Below are 17800 nucleotides of genomic sequence, written 5' to 3'. Positions count from 1 at the left end.
TCAAGCCGCAGCGCTCAGCGACGGACTGAAGAACGCGTCGACGCGATCACGCTGCTCGTCGATGTCGTCGACGCGATTGATCGAGGCCCAGAACGCAGCGCGCTCGGCGGCGTCGAACTGTTGTTCGGCCTCGCAGTACCACTGGATATGCTTGCGCGCCATGCGCACGCCGCGCCGCTCGCCGTAGAACGCGTACAGCGCGTCCAGGTGCTCCAGCAACCAATGCCGCACCTCGTGTCGCGGCGGCGGCGCGAGCAGCTGCCCGGTCGCCAGGTAATGCGCGACCTCGCGGAAGATCCACGGACGGCCCAGCGCTGCGCGGCCGATCATCACCGCATCGGCGCCGGTATGCGCCAGCACGGCTTTGGCTTTCTGGGGGCTGTCGATATCGCCATTGGCGATCAACGGAATCCGGATCGCCTCACGGATCGCCGCCAGCGTGTCGTACTCGGCGGCACCTTCGTAGCGGTCCTCGCGCGTGCGCCCGTGGACCGTCAGCGCCGCGATGCCAGCGTCTTCGGCGATCCGCGCGATACGCACGCCATTGCGATGCGCGCGTGCCCAGCCGGTGCGGATCTTCAGCGTGACCGGCACGTCGACGGCACGCACCACCGCCTCGACGATCGCCGCCACGCGCGGCTCGTCGCGCATCAGCGCCGAGCCGGCGTCGACCTTGCAGACCTTCTTGGCCGGGCAGCCCATGTTGATGTCGATGATCTGGGCGCCGTGATCGACGTTGAAGCGCGCCGCGTCGGCCATCATCTGCGGGTCGTAGCCGGCGATCTGCACGCTGATCGGCTCGCTCTCGCCACCGTGGTCGCGCCGCAGCCGCGACTTGTCGGTGTGGAACAGCGTCGGATCGGACGTGGTCATCTCGGACACGACCAGGCCGGCGCCAAGCCGGCGGCACAAACTGCGGAACGGGCGGTCGGTCACGCCGGCCATCGGCGCCAAAATCACCGCTGGCGCAATCGGATAGGGTCCCAGGAGCATCAGGTATTGTCGCTGAAGGCACGGCTCGGGCGACAGCATGGCGCGGTGTTACAGTGAGCCATCACCCTGCATCAGAGTCCGCGATGAATGAGCCGTCGGTAACTGCGCCGGATTCGACACCCGTGGTCGTCATGGACGATTCGCGATCGGCGCGTTTCGCACTCGGCAAGTTTCTGGAGGCCATGGGCTGCCAGGTGAGCAGCGTCGCCGACTTGCCCGCGCTGATGGCCGCGCTCGATGCACAGCCGGCCGCGATGCTGATCGTCGAGCACGACCCGGCGGATGTCGGCTTCGAGCGACTGCGACAAATCAAATCTCACCCGAACGCCGCGAGCGTCCCTGTGGTGCTGAGTCTGTCCGACGCCCTGCCCGGCTTCGACGCGCAGGCGTTTGCACAGGGCGCGGCGGCGGTCATGGTCAAACCGCCGAGCCGCGACAGCATCGCAGCGCTGATCGACGGCCTGCTCGGCGGAGCACGGACTGCACCGGTCATCGTCTCACCACCCGCCGCCACCGCCCGCGCCGAACAACTGACCCAGCAAATGGCCGAACAAGCGGCCGACATCCGGGCGGGCATCGCCAGCCTGGTAACGCCGGCGCCTGCCAGCACGCTGCTCGACACAGCCAACAACAACGACACCACAGAATCCGCCCCGGCGCAGCCGCCGGCGGCGGCATACGAACGGCCAATCGCCGAGCAGCTGCGCGCGCTGGAATCGCGTTTGAACGCGCTGGAGCGGAGTGTGGAAAACGAGCTGATGGAACTGCGCGTTCAACTCGACCTGAGTCTGCAAGCACAGTCCGATCGGATCGACCAGAGTCGCGAAATGCTGCATGCGATGGTGATCGAGCAAGCGCAAGCCGTGGCCGAGCGGACCGTGATGAATGCGGCAAGCCGGATATCCGACCGGCTTGCCGAGTCGATACTGAAAACAATCAACCGCAATGCCACGTCCGGTCACGATCCTTCGACGACGTCATAGCGGCGCCGCTGCGCACTGATCAGACCGGCTGCGGGACGACCGCTCCGCGGTTGGCCTTGCCGGCACTGCCGCCGACGCGTCGCAGCATCACCACGCACCAGAGCCAAGCGCAGCACAGCCCGATCACGACCAGCGTCAATGCGGCCTGGCTCTGCTGGTAGGTGGTCCACTGCACGATCAACAGGATCGCGACATTGCCGACGATCTTGAAGACGCGATAGCCGACCATGTCGATCCAGGCTTTCACCTTGAAGATCGTCTGTGCATCGGCGCCGACATACAGCAGTTCTTTGGACGCGCGGTTCACCGAATACGACAGACCGCGGTCGCTGATCTTCATCACGGTCGCCGCGCGCAAGGAGTTGTGGAACAGGTAGAACGACGATGATAGCCCCAGCAGCAAGGGCTGCATCAGCAGGCCGGTGATCACGCCGCCGTAACGATGGATCAGCGGCGTCAGCAGTAGATTTACCGCGAGCGCAACGCCGCTCTGCAAGCTCAGGAACTGCGACAGGAACACCGTGCGGGCTTCGCCGTCGGTATAGGCGGCTTCGACGTGGTGCAGGAACTGATACTCGACGATCGGCTCGACGATCTGCGACACCAGCACCAGCAGCGCCATCAGCGCCACGTAGCGGCTGGAGCGGATGCTCTTGAGCACGACACCGAAGTCCAACGTCGGCTCGTCGAGCTTGACCGGTACATCGGGCACTTCGCGTTCGCGGTAGACACCGGCGCGCGCCAGCCGGCCGGTCATCGCCATCATCAGCAATACGAGCATGGCCGCGACGCTGATCAGGTCTTCGGTGGTCAACGAGGTGTAGCGAACCAGCGCACTCGACACTTGGCCACCGGCGACGCCCCCGATCAACCCGCCGCTGGCGATCAAGCCGTACCAGCGTTTGCCCTCGCGGCTGTCGTAGACGCTGTTGGTCAGGCTCCAGAACTGCTCGACCAATACGACGCTGAAGATATCGACCAGCACGTAGAACCCAATCGCCACTGCCGCATTGGCGTGGTGAAACAACATCCGGAATACGAGCAGCAGCGCGGCCGTCCCGACGCAGCTGCCGAGCACGACGCGCATGCGTCCATAGCGGGCCAGCAGTCGTTGGTAGCCCGGCACCAGCAGCAGTAGCAGCAAGCCGCTAGCGGTCCACACGTACGGCAGGTAATCGCTGTCGCTGTGCTGCAGAAACAGCGAGCGGCTGGCCGGCTTGACCAGGTAGTACGCCAGCAGAATCAGAAAGAAGTTGGCGAACAACAGCAGCGAGCGCAGCGCGGTGCTGCCGGTCCAGCGCAAGGCGCGTGTCGACGGCACACTCATGGCGCATCGCTCTTGCCGGCGCCCGCATCATCCGGATCATCGACCGGCACGCTCGGGAATGCGGTCGGCTGCGCAGGTGGCTGGGGCAGCGGATGCTGAGCTTCGACCAGCCGATGGATGCGCAGCGCCATCGACTGATGCGCAACGGCTGAATTGACGCCAAGTACGTTCGACGTCACCGCCACCAAGTACTGCAATCGCGGCCGTCCATTGGGGAGCAGGTCGGGCGATTCGATGATCGCCACCGACGCCAGTCGATTGGTCTTGTCGCCCTTGTACTTGCCGCAGGTCCCGGCCACTTTGCATTGATAGAACGAGCCCGACTTGAAATAGACCGCGCTGTCGTTGAGCACCGGATGCGAGGCATAGCGGATACGCCGCTGCGTCATGTACAGCAGCCGCTTGATCTCGCGGCTGCTGAAGGCATCGATCAAGGTGCCCGCTTCGAGCCGGTACAAATAGCGCAGTAGCTGTTCGCTGGTGGCGTAGCTGCTGGTGCCGTTGACTTTCTGCTTGCCGCCTTGGGTGAACAGACTGCCCTGCCGGAACTGCTCGGGATCAAAGCCGTTGCGGCGCGCGGCATCGTCCATCGTCTGCCGATACAACTCACCAAGTTGCTTGGGCGAAGATGAACTGAAGTAGGCGTCGTACTCGGCGCGTGGCGGCGGGTAAGCGGCACCGAAATGCTTCAGCGCGATCAACTCTTTCTGCACCATGCCAGCCGCCGAGTTCGAGCTGGCCGACAGCATCCAGTCGAGGTACTCCCACAGCGTGGCGGTGTCACCGACGCGGATCGTGCGGCTGGCCCGTTTGCGCGACGCCGGGTCCCAGAACGTGACCGTGTGATGGTCGTACTGGCTGTATCGATCGGCAGCGACCAACGTGGTCTTGAGCACGCGCTCGCGTGCGGCGATGTCGTCCGGATACACGTCGGCCAGCGTCTGCATCAGCGCCAGTGCGACAAGTACCTTGCCGACACTGCCGACATTGACGCGTTCATCGGCGCGGCTGCTGGCATAGCGCGGGTGCGTCTCGTCGCTCAGATCGAGCAAGGCAACGCTGTACGTGGCGTAGCCGCTACCCGCGAGCAGCTTGTCGAGCGCGGCTTGCATGCCGGCATCGGCCAAGGGCAAGGCCTTGCCATCGGTACCGCTCCATCGCGGCAACACGTGGTCCAGCGGCAGGTACTGGCCGGGCTGCAACTTGCGACCCGGCACGTCGCCGTCATGGACTTTGGCAACGTAGTCGAGTCGACGGATGCCCGTGTGATCGTAACCGTCGTAAGGATAGGCGCCGGCCGTTCCGGCGGCGACCAACGCGGCGCAAGCCAGCGAACACCGCCGCCACGTCCGGCCCACAATGAGCGCTTGCAGCCAAGCCCGAGTCTTCACACGCCTCCCTCGGGCCGTTCGCCCAGATCCAGCTTGCGCTCGGCATTCTGGCCGAGGCGTGCATCCATCTTGGCCAGGTAGTCCTGCCGCGCTGCCGAACGGTTCTGCAGAAACGGCCGGATCTGCTGCAGCATCAAGCGTCCACCAACGAAGCCGAATTCGACATCGGCCGGTGTCGCCTGGCCTTGATCGTCATGCAGCTCGGGATATTGCTTCGGCAAGTCACGGGCGAAGCGTGCCAGTTGCGCGATCTCATCGTCGCTCAACACCGCCTCGGGCGCTGCGGCACGTTGCATCACGGCGCCGCCAGCGACATTCATCTCGCGGCGCTTGCGGGCGGTGGCGCTCGACAACAGCCGAACGCGCTTGCCGTCGAGCCGCGCCTGCAGCGTTTCGGAGGCTTCGCCGTCAACGCCGCCGCCGACGCCGAGACTGGTGGCCACCGTCAACCAGTCGCGGTCGCCAGTATCGACATCGGCAGTGATCATCACGCCGCTTTTTTCATTCGGGACCGTTTGGTGCAGTAGCACCGACACGTAGACATGTTCGGGTTGGTCCATCAGATCCTGGCGCCAGCCGTAAGCGCGCTCGGTGAATGGCGATGCCCACACCTTGCGCAAGGCCGCGACGATGCCATCGAAACCGACGACATTGGGAATCGTCAGATTGAGGCCTGCGCCGGTAAACCCGGGCAGATCCTCGATGTTGGTGTCGCTGCGCACGAATACGCCGTAGGTACCTTCGATACCGAAGCGCTGCAGCAAGGCGCCGCGCAAACGGTCGAGCAGCACCGGCGGCAGCGGCTGATCGGCAATCCACTGACGCGTGAACGCCAAGAAGCGATTGACGCGATCGCTGTGATGCTCGGGATCGAGCCTCCGCATCACGGCGATCTGCGCATACTGCTGCTTCATCCAGTCAAACATCGCCGGTCCACCCGGCTTCACCGGCTCGTTCAACAACTCGCGGTAGATGCCGAAGCTGACGGCGAGGCCCGGCGACACATGGCCGGGATAACGATGCGTCAACTCACCAACGTGCGCCGCCTTGGGCCCGCATATGCGACCGGAATCGCTGGCACGCAGGTGCTCGGTCGATACGAACTCAGCGCGCAGCAGATTGAGCTTTACCAAGTCGGGCACGATGACCACGCTCGGTCTCGACGCGCCCTGCCCGAGCACCGCATCCCACCGAGCGCCATCCTCGGCGATCTCGACGACACCACCGGCGCTGGCCGCGATCACGATGCGGCGTCCATCGTACGGCGCCAGCTTGGGAATCAGCTCGCGTGCGACGACCACGTTGGGAATCCCCAGATTGCGGGCCAGCAACTGCACATGCGATACCGGATTACCTTCGGCTTCGGTCAGGATGCCGGCCGCTGCCGGCAAATCCGACGTGGTTTCGGGCACCAGGAAAATCGCCGGCTCGTCACCGGTGCGCGCGTTCTTCAGCGATGTACGCAGCACGCCGCGTGCAATGCCGGGATTAAGCCGGCGCAACGCGCCACCAGTGGACTCGCCAAACAGTTGCTGACTGATGCCAGACACCTGATCGGCGTCGACGCGCAGCGACTGCAATACTGTGGAGTAGAACAGCAGCGGGCTGGCGCGCAGCCGATCGGGCACGTAGGCGTCGACCAGCGGTTCGATCGGACGCAAGCGATCCAGTGCGCTGGCGTAGTGGTAGTTCAAGCGGTTGCCGCACCAGGCCGACGCCCGCTCCAGATATTCGAGCGCTTGGCGGTACGCGCCGAGCTCGATCTTGCCGTCGAGTGACGCCAATGCTTCGTCGATCGCGACGTGCTCGCGCGAAGTCAGCAGGCCCATTCCATACAGCGCGCGGGCCGTCGGCCGCAGCCACGCCAGCCGCTGCTCGCGCGTCAGCGTCGGCATGCCGGACAAAGCCGCTGAAGCGGCGACCATGAACACCTGTTCCGCATCGAGGCTCGCATCGAGCGCCGCCGTGCGTCCTGCAGGTGTCGTCGCGGCATAGCCCTGGTCGCGCAGCCAGGCTAGGACCTCGGCCGCCGAATCCAGCCGCGCTAGTGCGCCGGCCTGCGGTGCTTCCGCTGCTTGCTGGGCAGCGATCCGTGTCTGCAACACGGCCTGTGCCGCTGGATCACGCAGGTACCGCTTCAACTGCATCAGTGCGCGTGACAGCGGTGCGGGCTGGTAGGCCTGATCGATCGCGGCCACCAGTTCGGCATAGGCCGGCTGCAGGTCTCGGCGAGCGCTGCTGCTGCTGGCATAGGCGCGCACGCGCGCCGCGTCGGCAGCCTCGGGAGCGTTGTGGATACGCGAGCGCAGCGGGTGGAAGTTCGGGTCCTTTTCGTCGAGCACCACGGCCATGCTGCGTACCTTGCCCAAGCTCGGCGTGTCAGCACCATGAGGGAGCGCGCGTGCGGCTTCGCGCAGTTCGAGGAAGTCGCGCGACGGCTCGGCGGCCGTCAGCGCCGCCAACAAGCTGCGCGCCGCCTCCTTCTCGTTGTGGTCCTGGATCGCGCCGCGATAGAACTGCGCCTTGCGATAGATCCAGCCGTCATCGTGCGAGATCAGAAAGCGCTCGACCACCAGGATCGAGAGCAACTCCGGGTCAGCGCCCGCGCCAGTGATCTGCTCGGGCGCGACCGTGACCAGCAGATTGGCGACCGGAAAGCCGGCAGCGCGCAAGGCTTTGGTCTGTGCATTCCATTCACCGTGCTGATAGCCGCCACCGAAGGGTTCGCAGATATAGGCCTTCGGCTCCAGCACTTGCCCATCGGCGCAGAAGTAACGAATGCGATCGAATGGGCCGCGCGGCGCCTGCTTCATCGCCGCGATCCACGCGCGGCCGGTTGCCGTGTTGAAGGCCGGGTCGATCTGCTGTGCGGCCGGTGTCTGCGGTGGTGGAATCCGGGGCGGTACCTTGGTCGTCGTCGCCGGCGTGGCCGCTCCACTGACGGTCGTCAACGTCACGGCGACCGCGGTCAAAGCCCAGCCCATCCCTGCGCGCCACGCTGCTCGCCGCATGTACCACTCCTGAGGTGTTGTCGCGGTATCGGTGCCGCGATGCTAGCTCGTCTTGGCGTTGCACCGGCATTCTCAGCGTCGGCCCGGCGACTTCGGACTCGACGAACGCGCGCGCATGCGGTCGTAAAAGGCGAGTCATGCAGCAAGCCAACGCGGCCACTGTCGTTGTCGCGCTGTTAATCACCCCTGAACCGCACGATGGCGCTGCTGATGGGTCGCGAAACCGTATCAGCCCGTGCTGCGGCGTCGCTGCCACCATGCCGACGCACGGGCCCACAGCGGTCGCACACGAAGTTCGGCGGCATCCAGGCCACGTGCCGCCATCGCCGATTCACGCGCCAGCATCACCAGGCCGAACGCGACCACCAACATGCCGGGTCCCGGCGCCGGCATCATCACCAAGCCGATCAGCGTGATCGCCGTCGCCAGCACGGCACGCACCCCTCGCGCGAACGGCGTGCGCCGTGCGCGGCGTCCCTGGCGGTGCTGAGCCTGGAAGCGAGTGCCGGGGCGGTGAGCGGCGAACTGTCGCCAGTGATGTCGGAGCTTGTCGAGCATGCCGCCCAATACTACCGAGTTGCCGCGGGCGCCTGCGTATCGTCGCTGTGACGTGACACAGACTGTGTCATTCCTGGTGTCGATGCCGATGCCGGCAGCAGCATCCAGCGTGACAACGCCGGCGCCCGCGACGATCAGGGAAACGGCGCGGCCACTCAGTGTTCAATCAAATCAATCGCTTGTCTTTTGGCGCCAACACGGCGCGGAACGCCGGCCGCAATGGCACGTCCGATGCTCTACGGCGCCCGATCGCGGGCGGAGCCGAGGCCCATGCCGAACTGGCGTGACCGTTTGCCGCAGCTGTCATAAACAGACCAAGAGAGAGGAGTTGAGACCATGAAATACGCGCATCCGGGTACGCCCGGCGCCATCGTCACGTTCAAGGCCAAGTACGGCAATTACATCAACGGCGAATTCGTCGCGCCCGTCGATGGGCAGTACTTCACCAATCCGTCGCCGGTCACCGGCAAGCCGATCGCCGAGTTCCCGCGCTCGAATGCGGCCGACATCGAAAAGGCGCTGGACGCCGCTCACGCCGCCGCCGAAGCCTGGGGCGATACCTCGGTCACGCAGCGATCCAACATCCTGTTGAAGATTGCCGATCGCATCGAGCAGAACCTCGAACTGCTGGCGATCACCGAAACCTGGGACAACGGCAAAGCCGTGCGCGAAACGCTGAATGCCGACGTGCCGCTGGCCGCTGATCACTTCCGCTACTTCGCCGGCTGCATCCGCGCCCAGGAAGGCACGCTCGGCGAGATCGACGCCAAGACCACCGCGTATCACATCCACGAACCGCTGGGCGTTGTCGGCCAGATCATCCCGTGGAACTTCCCGCTGCTGATGGCCGCCTGGAAGCTGGCACCGGCGCTGGCCGCCGGCAATGCCATCGTGCTCAAGCCCGCCGAGCAGACGCCGCTGTCGATCTCGGTGCTAATGGAGTTGATCGGTGATCTGCTGCCGCCGGGCGTGCTCAACGTCGTCCACGGCTTCGGCAAGGAAGCCGGCGAAGCGCTGGCGAGCAACACGCGCATCGCCAAGGTTGCCTTCACCGGCTCCACGCCGGTGGGTTCGCACATCATGAGCCTGGCCGCGAAGAACATCATCCCGAGCACGGTCGAACTCGGCGGCAAGAGCCCCAACATCTTCTTCGAAGACGTGATGCAGGCGGAGCCGGAGTTCATCCAGAAGTGCGCCGAAGGCCTGGTACTGGCGTTTTTCAACCAGGGCGAGGTCTGCACCTGCCCGTCGCGTGCGCTGATCCAGGAATCGATCTACGAGCCGTTGATGGCCGAGGTGATGAAGAAGATCAAGTCGATCAAGCGCGGCGACCCGCTCGACACCGACGTGATGGTCGGCGCGCAGGCGTCGGCACAGCAGTTCGACAAGATCCTGTCGTACTTCACGATCGCCAAGCAGGAAGGCGCTGAAGTGCTGACCGGTGGCGGCGTCGAAAAGCTCGAAGGCAGCCTCGGCACCGGCTATTACATCCAGCCGACCTTGCTCAAGGGACACAACAAGATGCGCGTATTCCAGGAGGAAATCTTCGGGCCGGTGGTCAGCATCACCACGTTCAAGACCGAAGAAGAAGCCATCGCGATCGCCAACGACAGCGAGTTCGGCCTCGGCGCCGGGCTATGGACGCGCGACATCAACCGCGCCTATCGCGTCGGCCGCAAGATCAAGGCCGGGCGCGTGTGGACCAACTGCTACCACCTGTATCCGGCGCACGCCGCCTTCGGTGGCTACAAGAAGTCGGGCGTCGGCCGTGAAACCCACAAGATGATGCTCAACCACTATCAGCAGACAAAGAACCTGCTGATCAGCTACGACATCAATCCGCTGGGCTTCTTCTAAGCCTCAAGCTGCAAAACAAACGCGGGTGGCGGTCTGCCGAAAACGGCAGCACCGCCACCCGCGTTTTCTTTTGGCGTGCCGATGACGGCGACGCGGCTGGGATCAGTTGTCGTGGCCGATCTGCACGACGCGCAACAGGTTGGTTGTGCCCGCTTCGCCGAACGGCAGGCCGGCGGTGATGACCACGGTTTGCCCCTTGCGCGCAAAACCTTCCTCGGCTGCCGCCCAGCAGGCGAAGTTGGTCATCTCGGTCACGCTGCCGACATCGGCCGACACGACGGCGTGAACGCCCCAGGCCAAGGTCAGCCGATGCGCGGTGCCGGCCTCCGGCGTCATGCCGATGATCGGCGCCTGCGGCCGCTCGCGCGCGACGCGCAGCGCCGATGAACCGGAGTTGGTGTAAGCGACGATCGCCGCCACTTTCAGCAAGCCCGCGACGCGGTGCACCGCAAAGCCGATCGCACCGGCGATATCCGCTTGCGGCGGCGTCTGCGAGGCTTCCATCACCTCGCTGTAGTACGGATCGGACTCGGTCTGCGTGATGATCCGGTCCATCATGCGGACGGCCTCGACCGGATACTGCCCTGCGGCCGATTCGGCCGACAGCATCACAGCGTCGGCACCGTCGTAGATCGCCGTGGCGACGTCGGAGGCTTCCGCGCGGGTCGGGACCGGCGCGCTGATCATCGACTCGAGCATCTGCGTGGCGACGATCACCGGACGGCCGGCGCGGCGGCAACTGCGAACGATGCGCTTCTGGATAGACGGCACTTGCTCGGCCGGCAATTCCACGCCCAGGTCTCCGCGCGCCACCATGATCGCGTCCGAGGCGTCGACGATCTCGTCGAGATGACTGATCGCCGCCGGCTTTTCGAGCTTGGCGACGATGCCGGCGCGGCCGCGCACGATCGCCTTGACCTCGTGGATGTCCTCGGGCCGCTGCACGAACGACAGCGCGACCCAGTCCACGCCCAGTTCGAGGCCGAAGTCGAGATCGCGTCGGTCCTTCTCGGTCAGTGCGGAGATCGGCAGCGTGACACCGGGCACGTTCACACCCTTGCGCTCCGACAGCTTGCCGCCGTTGACGACGCGGGTGTCGGCGTGGCTCGGCGTGAAGCGCTCGACCCGCAACCGGATGCGGCCGTCGTCGAGCAACAGGTCGGTGCCTTCGGTCAGCGCGGCAAAGATTTCCGGATGGGGCAGCGCCACACGATTCATATCGCCAGGAACGTCACGGTCGAGGTCGAGCCGGAACGGCTGGCCGGCTTCAAGCATCACCGGGCCATTGGCGAACGTGCCGATGCGCAGCTTCGGACCCTGCAGGTCCATCAGGATGCCGATCGGACGGCCGAGGTCCTGCTCGATCTGACGAATCGTCTCGTAGCGCGCGCGGTGATCGGCATGCGCACCATGGCTGAAATTGAGACGAAACACGTCGGCGCCGGCGCGGAACAGGTCTTCGATGACCTCGCGCGTGGCGCTGGCGGGCCCGAGTGTGGCGACGATCTTGGCGTTGCGGTTGCGGCGCATGCAGCTTCCTTCGATGAGGGGTAAAAGGCCCGGCGCGAAATGCGTCAGGGCGACCAATACAACTGGACCGGATCGCCGGTGCGCTGAAGCAGCACGGCACCGATCGGCAACGGGGGCACCTCGGCGACGGCATGTTCGACGACGTCGCGCTTGCCGGCACCGCCGATCGCGACGAACAGCGCGCGCGCGGCCATCAGCGCCGGAAACGTCAGTGTGATCCGCGCATGCGGCGCGGTCTGCGGGTGGGTTGCGGCCAGCAGCTGCGACGACTGCATCGCGGCCGGGGTTTCGGCCGCGCACGGGAACAGCGACGCGGTGTGGCCGTCGTCGCCGACGCCGAGCACCAGCACATCGAACGGCAGCGGCATCTGCGCGACGCGTTGCTCGGCTTGCGCCAGACCTTGTTCGGGCGTGGGCTCGTCGGTTTTCAGCGGAATCAGCTGGGCCGATGCCGCTTGGTGCCGCAACAAATGCTCGCGCAGCAAACGCTCGTTGCTGTCGGCGTGGCCGGGCTCGACCCAACGGTCGTCAACCAGACCGACCTGCACGCGTGCCCATTCCAGCGGCAGCTGCGACAAACACTGCAGGAACGGGATCGGGCTGCGTCCGCCAGACAACATCAGCGAGGCTTGCGGGCGCTCGGCCAGGGCGCGGCGCAGACCATCGGCGACCGCGTCGGCCAGCGCCTGCGCGGCAGCCGCCGCATCGGCATAGGCATGCACCTCGACGCTGGCGGGGAGGTGCAGCGGCGGGCGTATCCCAAGGTTCATCTGCGGGCTCATCGGTAGGCTGGGCGGCAGTTTGCCATCGCTGACCGGCGAAGACCTTGCAGGCAGCTGCGATACAGTGGGCACCCGTTTTCGACTGCTGCCTTCCCGATGATCCGACTCGCCTTGCATGGCGGCGCTGGCGACCCTGCGCCGGGCGTTACCGCCGACCAACCCGAACACCGCGCCGCGCTGCAGCGCATCGCCGAGGAAGGACGGGCGATGCTCAGCGCCGGCCGGTCGGCCGTCGATGTCGTCGAGCGCGTCGTCGAGTTGCTTGAGTTGTGTCCCCTGTTCAATGCCGGCGTCGGCGCCGTGCTCAATGCAGACGGCCACGCCGAACTCGATGCGGCGATCATGGACGGCTGCAGCCGCGCGGCCGGCGCGGTGACCGGCGTCATGCGCACGCGCTCGCCGGTGCGGCTGGCGCGTGCCGTGATGGAGCGCAGCCCGCATCTGATGTTTGCTGGCGCCGGTGCTGATGCGGTCGGCCGCGAGCTCGGGCTGCCGGTGGTCGATCCCGGCTACTTCGTGATCGACGAACGCGTGCAGCAACTCGAACAGGCCCGCAAGGCCGGCGTGATCGTGCTCGACCACGATTCGGCATTCGGCACCGTCGGCGCCGTCGCGCGCGATGCCCAAGGCCATCTCGCCGCGTCGACCAGCACCGGCGGGCTGACCAACAAGCGACCGGGCCGCGTCGGCGACACGCCGATCATCGGCGCGGGCACCTACGCCGACGACCGCAGCGTCGCGGTGTCCTGCACGGGCACCGGCGAATGCTTCATGCGCGCCGCTGCCGGCTACCAGATCCACGCCCGCCTGACCTGGGCCGGCGAAGACTTGAAAACGGCAACCCAGGCCGCATTGGCCGATGTAAAGGGGCAAAACGGACGGGGCGGCCTGATCGCCATCGACCGCGACGGCCACATCGAGCTGCCATTCAACTCGCACTTGATGTATCGCGCCTGGGTCGGCAGCGACGGACTCGTGCGGGTCGGGATCGGGCCGGAGGCCTAGGTGACCGGCGACACCGACGATTGATGCCTTTAATCGTCGGGTTTTGTTATTTCAAACACCCTTTTGGGGAACTACAGCGTAGTCTTGGCACTCTATCCGTGCGACTGCCAGCCAATCGGTCGGCAGCCGTAGAACGGGCCGCGAGGCTCAAGGGAACCTTCATGACGACCACGACCACCACTGCCCTGACCCTGCGCCAACAGGCAGCGCTGTCGCCGCTGTCCGGTAGCGTCGAGGCCTATATTCAGTCGGTGAGCCGCATCCCGCTGCTCGACCCGGCCGAAGAAACCCGTCTGGCGCGCAAGCTGCACGACGAGCAGGACCTGGCGGCCGCCCAGCAACTGGTGCTGTCCAACCTGCGCTTCGTCGTCCACATCGCCCGCGGCTACATGGGCTACGGCCTGCAGCTGGCCGACCTGATCCAGGAAGGCAACGTCGGCCTGATGAAGGCCGTCAAGCGCTTCGACCCGGACGTCGGCGTGCGCTTGATCTCGTTCGCGGTGCACTGGATCAAGGCCGAAATCCACGAATTCGTGCTGAAGAACTGGCGCATCGTGAAGATCGCCACGACCAAGGCACAGCGCAAGCTGTTCTTCAATCTGCGTTCGTCGAAGACCCGGCTGGGCTGGATGTCGCAGGCCGAAGTCGAGACGATCGCGCGCGACCTGAAGGTCAAGCCCGAAGAAGTGCTGCAGATGGAATCGCGCCTCGGCGGCCACGACATGTCGTTCAGCGCGACGCCCGAAGATGCCGGCGACGAAGGCAGCTACGTGCCCGAGGACTACCTGGCGGTCGAAGACAGCAGCTACGCCGAGATCGAAGACGCCGGCTGGCACGAGCAGCGCGAAACGACGATGCGGACGGCGCTGGCAGCGCTCGACGACCGCGCGCGGACGATTCTGGCGCGTCGCTGGCTGGCCGAAGACGGCGAGAAGGCCGGTTTGCAGGAGCTGGCCGACCAGTACGGCGTGTCGGCTGAGCGCATCCGCCAGATCGAAGCCGCGGCGATGAAAAAGCTGCGCAAGGCGATCGAGGCCATTCCGGCGTAAGGCTCGCACCCTCGCCCCGCGTCTGCTTGCCAACACCCCCGCGACGCCCGTCGCGGGGGTGTTTCATTTAAGGCCCCGCCGAACGCGGCCACCCGAGCCGCTTCCCCCGGTCTAGAGCCGGTTGTAGCGCTGCGCCAGTTCGCGCAACTCGGCACGGCGCGCCGGACGCAGCTGCGTCCAGTCGAAGCGCCAGCGCCAGTTATCGGGGCTCATCGTGCCGGGTGTGTTCATGCGGTGACCGGCGCCAAGTTCGAGCACGTCCTGCATCGGAATCACGGCGATCCGCGCGACCGAGGCGTAGACCGCCTCGATCATCGCGGCCGGCACTTCGCCACGAACGTAGCGCTGCACCAAGGCGCGCTCGTCAGCGTCGAGCGCTTCGTACCATTCACGGGTGACCGCGTTGTCGTGCGTGCCGGTATAAGCGACGAAGTCCAGCGCGTAGTTGTGCGGCAGATGCAGGTTGTCGGGGCTGCCGTCGAAGCCGAACTGCAGCACGCGCATGCCGGGCAATCCGAACTGACGGCGCAAAGCATCGACTTCCGGCGTGATCTCACCGAGGTCTTCGGCGACCAGCGGCAGGTCGGCCAACTCACGGCGTGCGGCGGCCAGCAACTCGGCACCCGGTGAGGGCGACCAGCGGCCCTCGATTGCAGTTTCGGCTCCGGCCGGGATTTCCCAGCAGGCTTCAAGGCCGCGGAAGTGGTCGATCCTGAGGATGTCGAACAGCTCGCGCTGCCGAGCCAGCCGCCGTAACCACCACGCGTAACCCTCGGCGCGATGGGCATCCCAGCAATACAAGGGATTGCCCCAGACTTGGCCGGTTTTGGAGAAGTAGTCGGGCGGCACACCGGCGACGACCGTTGGGTCACCCGCAGCGTCGAGCTGCCACAGCGCCGGCTGCGCCCAGACGTCGGCGCTCTGGTGCGCGACGAAGATCGGCAGGTCGCCGAACAGCGCCACGCCGTGGCGGCGCGCGTACGACCGCAGATCGTCCCACTGGGTCTGGAACACGAACTGCTCGAAACGCACTTGGCGCAGCGTTGCCGCTTGCTGCGCCAGCGCTTGGTCGTAGCCGGCGCCGCGGCGATCGCGATGCGCCGGCGGCCACTGGGTCCACGGCGCGCCGTCGTTCAGCGCGCTCAGCGCGACGAACGCCGCGTAGTCGTCGAGCCAAGCGGCGCTGCGCTGGCAGAACGCGTTGAAGCGCGCCATCCAAGCGGGATCGGCCTCCTCGAAGAAGCCGTCTCCGGCCTGTCGCAGACAGGCACGGCGATACGACGTCGCCTCGTCGGCCGTCACCTGCGGCTCGAGCGCGCGCAGCCAGCCGCGATCGAGCAGCCAGTCCAGGCTGATCAGCAGCGGATTGCCGGCGTTGGCAGACGGGCTGAAATACGGCGATCCGTCCGCATGCGTTGCGGTCAGCGGCAGCACCTGCCAGATCGAGAAGCCGCTGGCGGCTGCGAATTCGATAAAGCGGTACGCGTCGTGGCTGAAGTCGCCGTTGCCAAACGAGCCCGGCAGCGACGTGATGTGGGCGAGCACACCGGCGCGGCGACGCATCAGCCAATCGGCATCGGCGCTCATTCGCTGGCTGCCCGCATCGTACCGCCAGCGGCCGGATCGCCATGGCCATGACTGAGCACCGCGGCCAGCACCGGCGGCGGCGCGACGCCGAGCATCTCGAACAAGCGGCGCAGATGCAGCCGATAGAGCGATTCGAAGTCGCTGACGGCGCGGCCGGGGTTGTAGTCGCCCAGCCACCAGAACCAATCGGAGCCCTCGCAGACAGCCAGTTGTCGGTCGATCGCCGCGCGCTGGCGCTCGCTGAAATCGCCGCTGCCGATCACGCTGTCGTAGGCCTGCTTGGCCATCACCAGCAGGTCCCACCCGCGGTTCTTGTCGACCGAGCCGATCCAGGTCGAGAACGTGCCGTAGACCCAACTGCCGGCCGTCAGCCTCGGCAACGGTGCGTGGGGGACGCCTTCGGCCAGCGCATCGCGTACCGTCGTCAGCCGCAAACGCGGGTGGTGCGCCAGCCGTCGGTACAGCGTCGACAGCATCCAGTACGCATTCATCGGATAAAACTCCCAGGCGTTCTCGCCATCCAGATAAATCAGCACCACTCCGTCGGTGCCTTGCTGGTCGGCGCGCTGCTCCAGCCGCCGGACCAGATCGTCAACCGCGTCGTCGGCGTGCCAGGTCTGGTACTGAAAGCCGACCGCGTCGGACAACTCGTCGTCACGGAACCAGCAGGCCAGCGAGCGCCGGCCGAACTGGATCGGCCGACTCGCGGGTGCCTGCACGCCAGCATCGCGAGCGCTGTGCGCCAGTACATTGCCGCCCGAGGCGGTCCATGCAAAACCGAAGTCCGGCAGCAGATCGAGCGTGGCCTCGCTGATCGAGCCTTCGGAACACCAGCAACCGACGGGCCTGAAACCGAAGCAGCGCTCGAAGACGGCCAGGCCGCGCTCGAAATGCCAGCGGGCCCGCGCCTCGCCGCCCGGATAACCGGCCGCGTCCGGCAACGGTGCATCGGGCATCGCCTCCTTGGCCGACCGAAGATCCAGCAGCAGCGGCACGATCGGATGGCCGTAGGGCGTCACCGTCAGCTCAACCCGGCCAGTCTCGGCCAGCGCCCGATAACGCGGAATGATGCTGGCCGTGATCTCGCCGATCAGCGCGAGCAACTGGCGCCGCTGATCCAGGCTGAATGCACGGCCCTGGGCTTCGAGCGCCTGCACAAAGCCGTCATGGCGCCGGATCGTCTCGCCCATCCACGCGATGTGCAGCCAGGTCAGCAGATCGGCGATGTAGGCGTCGGACAGGTATTCGGCAAACGCCGGTTCGTCGCGCGTGCGCGCCGCAATTTCGGCGAGCGCCTGATAAGCCGGGTAGCGCGCGATCAGCCGCTGCGGGTGGCTGCGTAGCCCCGCGTCGATCAGCGCCAGCCGCGCCGCGGCATCTGTGGGATAACGCTCGGCGACCAGCGCTTCGAGAACCGGCTCGCATAGCGGAGCGCCGCTGGCCAGATGCGCGGCGATCGTCGCCGCGCGATCTTCGATCTGCTCGAGCAGCAGCGGCGCGAAGTTGACCACGGCGCGAGCATCCGGCTCATGCTCCAGGTGCGCCGCCATGTCGGCGTAGTCCTTGATCGCATGCAGGTAAGTCCATGGCAGCGACGACACGCCGTCGGCCGGGTCGCGATATTCGGGCTGGTGCATATGCCAGCCGACGACGACACGCAAACGCTGATCGCTCATGGGATGTCCGCTCGGTCGCAGAAAGACGAGAGCCGAGCTTACCCGTGAACG

The 17800-nt window shown here is 66.1% G+C and carries 13 protein-coding genes; 4 read left to right on the top strand and 9 right to left on the bottom strand.

The genetic code is table 11. The features are described 5' to 3' along the window. Positions 1-993: a tRNA dihydrouridine synthase DusB gene (gene dusB / locus BUB09_RS08300; RefSeq protein ID WP_072896699.1), complete on the bottom strand. Its 993-nt coding sequence runs from the start codon at positions 991-993 to the stop codon at positions 1-3. A gap of 83 nt (positions 994-1076) precedes the next feature. On the opposite strand from dusB, the gene BUB09_RS08295 reads away from it, so the two are divergent. Further along, on the top strand, positions 1077-1976 hold the full coding sequence (locus tag BUB09_RS08295; RefSeq protein WP_084083261.1) for a response regulator: 900 nt from the start codon (positions 1077-1079) through the stop codon (positions 1974-1976). 19 nt (positions 1977-1995) lie between these two features. Here the strand turns inward: BUB09_RS08295 and BUB09_RS08290 are convergent, their stop codons facing one another. The 4 genes from BUB09_RS08290 to BUB09_RS08275 form a co-directional block, all read right to left on the bottom strand. Continuing rightward, a complete protein-coding gene (locus BUB09_RS08290; protein WP_072896503.1) occupies positions 1996-3303 on the bottom strand; it encodes an NTP/NDP exchange transporter in 1308 nt (435 codons plus the stop codon). Further along, positions 3300-4619, bottom strand: coding sequence for a serine hydrolase (locus BUB09_RS08285; RefSeq protein ID WP_072896501.1), 1320 nt, complete (start codon positions 4617-4619; stop codon positions 3300-3302). The genes BUB09_RS08290 and BUB09_RS08285 overlap by 4 nt, the downstream gene beginning before the upstream one ends. 71 nt (positions 4620-4690) lie before the next feature. Beyond that, entirely contained in the window at positions 4691-7651 is a 2961-nt protein-coding gene (locus BUB09_RS08280) for a PEP/pyruvate-binding domain-containing protein (RefSeq protein WP_175550141.1), read from the bottom strand. Between the two features lie 282 nt (positions 7652-7933). Further along, a complete protein-coding gene (locus BUB09_RS08275) occupies positions 7934-8263 on the bottom strand; it encodes a PGPGW domain-containing protein (RefSeq protein WP_139250195.1) in 330 nt (109 codons plus the stop codon). Between the two features lie 336 nt (positions 8264-8599). Between BUB09_RS08275 and exaC the strand changes: the two genes are divergently transcribed. Beyond that, positions 8600-10120 carry an acetaldehyde dehydrogenase ExaC gene (gene exaC / locus BUB09_RS08270; RefSeq protein ID WP_072896497.1) on the top strand — a complete coding sequence of 507 codons (1521 nt, stop codon included), beginning with the start codon at positions 8600-8602 and terminating at the stop codon, positions 10118-10120. Between the two features lie 102 nt (positions 10121-10222). On the opposite strand, the gene pyk is transcribed toward exaC, so the two are convergent. Then, positions 10223-11650, bottom strand: a complete 1428-nt coding sequence (gene pyk, locus BUB09_RS08265; RefSeq protein ID WP_072896495.1) for a pyruvate kinase — start codon at positions 11648-11650, stop codon at positions 10223-10225. A gap of 44 nt (positions 11651-11694) precedes the next feature. After that, positions 11695-12420: a 6-phosphogluconolactonase gene (gene pgl / locus BUB09_RS08260; RefSeq protein ID WP_072896697.1), complete on the bottom strand. Its 726-nt coding sequence runs from the start codon at positions 12418-12420 to the stop codon at positions 11695-11697. A gap of 108 nt (positions 12421-12528) precedes the next feature. Here pgl and BUB09_RS08255 point away from each other — a divergent pair, with 108 nt between their 5' ends. Both BUB09_RS08255 and rpoH read left to right on the top strand, forming a co-directional pair. Further along, positions 12529-13437 carry an isoaspartyl peptidase/L-asparaginase family protein gene (locus BUB09_RS08255; RefSeq protein WP_072896493.1) on the top strand — a complete coding sequence of 303 codons (909 nt, stop codon included), beginning with the start codon at positions 12529-12531 and terminating at the stop codon, positions 13435-13437. Between the two features lie 161 nt (positions 13438-13598). Then, positions 13599-14486, top strand: coding sequence for an RNA polymerase sigma factor RpoH (rpoH, locus tag BUB09_RS08250; RefSeq protein WP_072896491.1), 888 nt, complete (start codon positions 13599-13601; stop codon positions 14484-14486). A gap of 111 nt (positions 14487-14597) precedes the next feature. Here the strand turns inward: rpoH and malQ are convergent, their stop codons facing one another. Together malQ and BUB09_RS08240 are read right to left on the bottom strand one after the other, a co-directional pair. Continuing rightward, positions 14598-16073: a 4-alpha-glucanotransferase gene (malQ, locus tag BUB09_RS08245; RefSeq protein ID WP_072896489.1), complete on the bottom strand. Its 1476-nt coding sequence runs from the start codon at positions 16071-16073 to the stop codon at positions 14598-14600. After that, positions 16070-17749, bottom strand: a complete 1680-nt coding sequence (locus tag BUB09_RS08240; RefSeq protein ID WP_072896488.1) for a glycoside hydrolase family 57 protein — start codon at positions 17747-17749, stop codon at positions 16070-16072. The genes malQ and BUB09_RS08240 overlap by 4 nt, the downstream gene beginning before the upstream one ends. Between the last annotated feature and the right edge of the window lie 51 nt (positions 17750-17800).

The sequence above is a fragment of the Hydrocarboniphaga daqingensis genome, assembly GCF_900129825.1.
Lineage (GTDB): Bacteria > Pseudomonadota > Gammaproteobacteria > Nevskiales > Nevskiaceae > Hydrocarboniphaga > Hydrocarboniphaga daqingensis.
This window is presented reverse-complemented; position numbering and strand designations above follow the sequence as displayed.

Excerpts from the sequence above, each read along its gene's own strand:
- dusB (WP_072896699.1), bottom strand. The coding sequence starts at position 993 with ATGCTCCTGGGACCCTATCCGATTGCGCCAGCGGTGATTTTGGCGCCG.
- BUB09_RS08295 (WP_084083261.1), top strand. The coding sequence starts at position 1,077 with ATGAATGAGCCGTCGGTAACTGCGCCGGATTCGACACCCGTGGTCGTC.
- BUB09_RS08290 (WP_072896503.1), bottom strand. The coding sequence starts at position 3,303 with ATGAGTGTGCCGTCGACACGCGCCTTGCGCTGGACCGGCAGCACCGCG.
- BUB09_RS08275 (WP_139250195.1), bottom strand. The coding sequence starts at position 8,263 with ATGCTCGACAAGCTCCGACATCACTGGCGACAGTTCGCCGCTCACCGC.
- exaC (WP_072896497.1), top strand. The coding sequence starts at position 8,600 with ATGAAATACGCGCATCCGGGTACGCCCGGCGCCATCGTCACGTTCAAG.
- pyk (WP_072896495.1), bottom strand. The coding sequence starts at position 11,650 with ATGCGCCGCAACCGCAACGCCAAGATCGTCGCCACACTCGGGCCCGCC.
- pgl (WP_072896697.1), bottom strand. The coding sequence starts at position 12,420 with ATGAACCTTGGGATACGCCCGCCGCTGCACCTCCCCGCCAGCGTCGAG.
- BUB09_RS08255 (WP_072896493.1), top strand. The coding sequence starts at position 12,529 with ATGATCCGACTCGCCTTGCATGGCGGCGCTGGCGACCCTGCGCCGGGC.
- rpoH (WP_072896491.1), top strand. The coding sequence starts at position 13,599 with ATGACGACCACGACCACCACTGCCCTGACCCTGCGCCAACAGGCAGCG.
- malQ (WP_072896489.1), bottom strand. The coding sequence starts at position 16,073 with ATGAGCGCCGATGCCGATTGGCTGATGCGTCGCCGCGCCGGTGTGCTC.
- BUB09_RS08240 (WP_072896488.1), bottom strand. The coding sequence starts at position 17,749 with ATGAGCGATCAGCGTTTGCGTGTCGTCGTCGGCTGGCATATGCACCAG.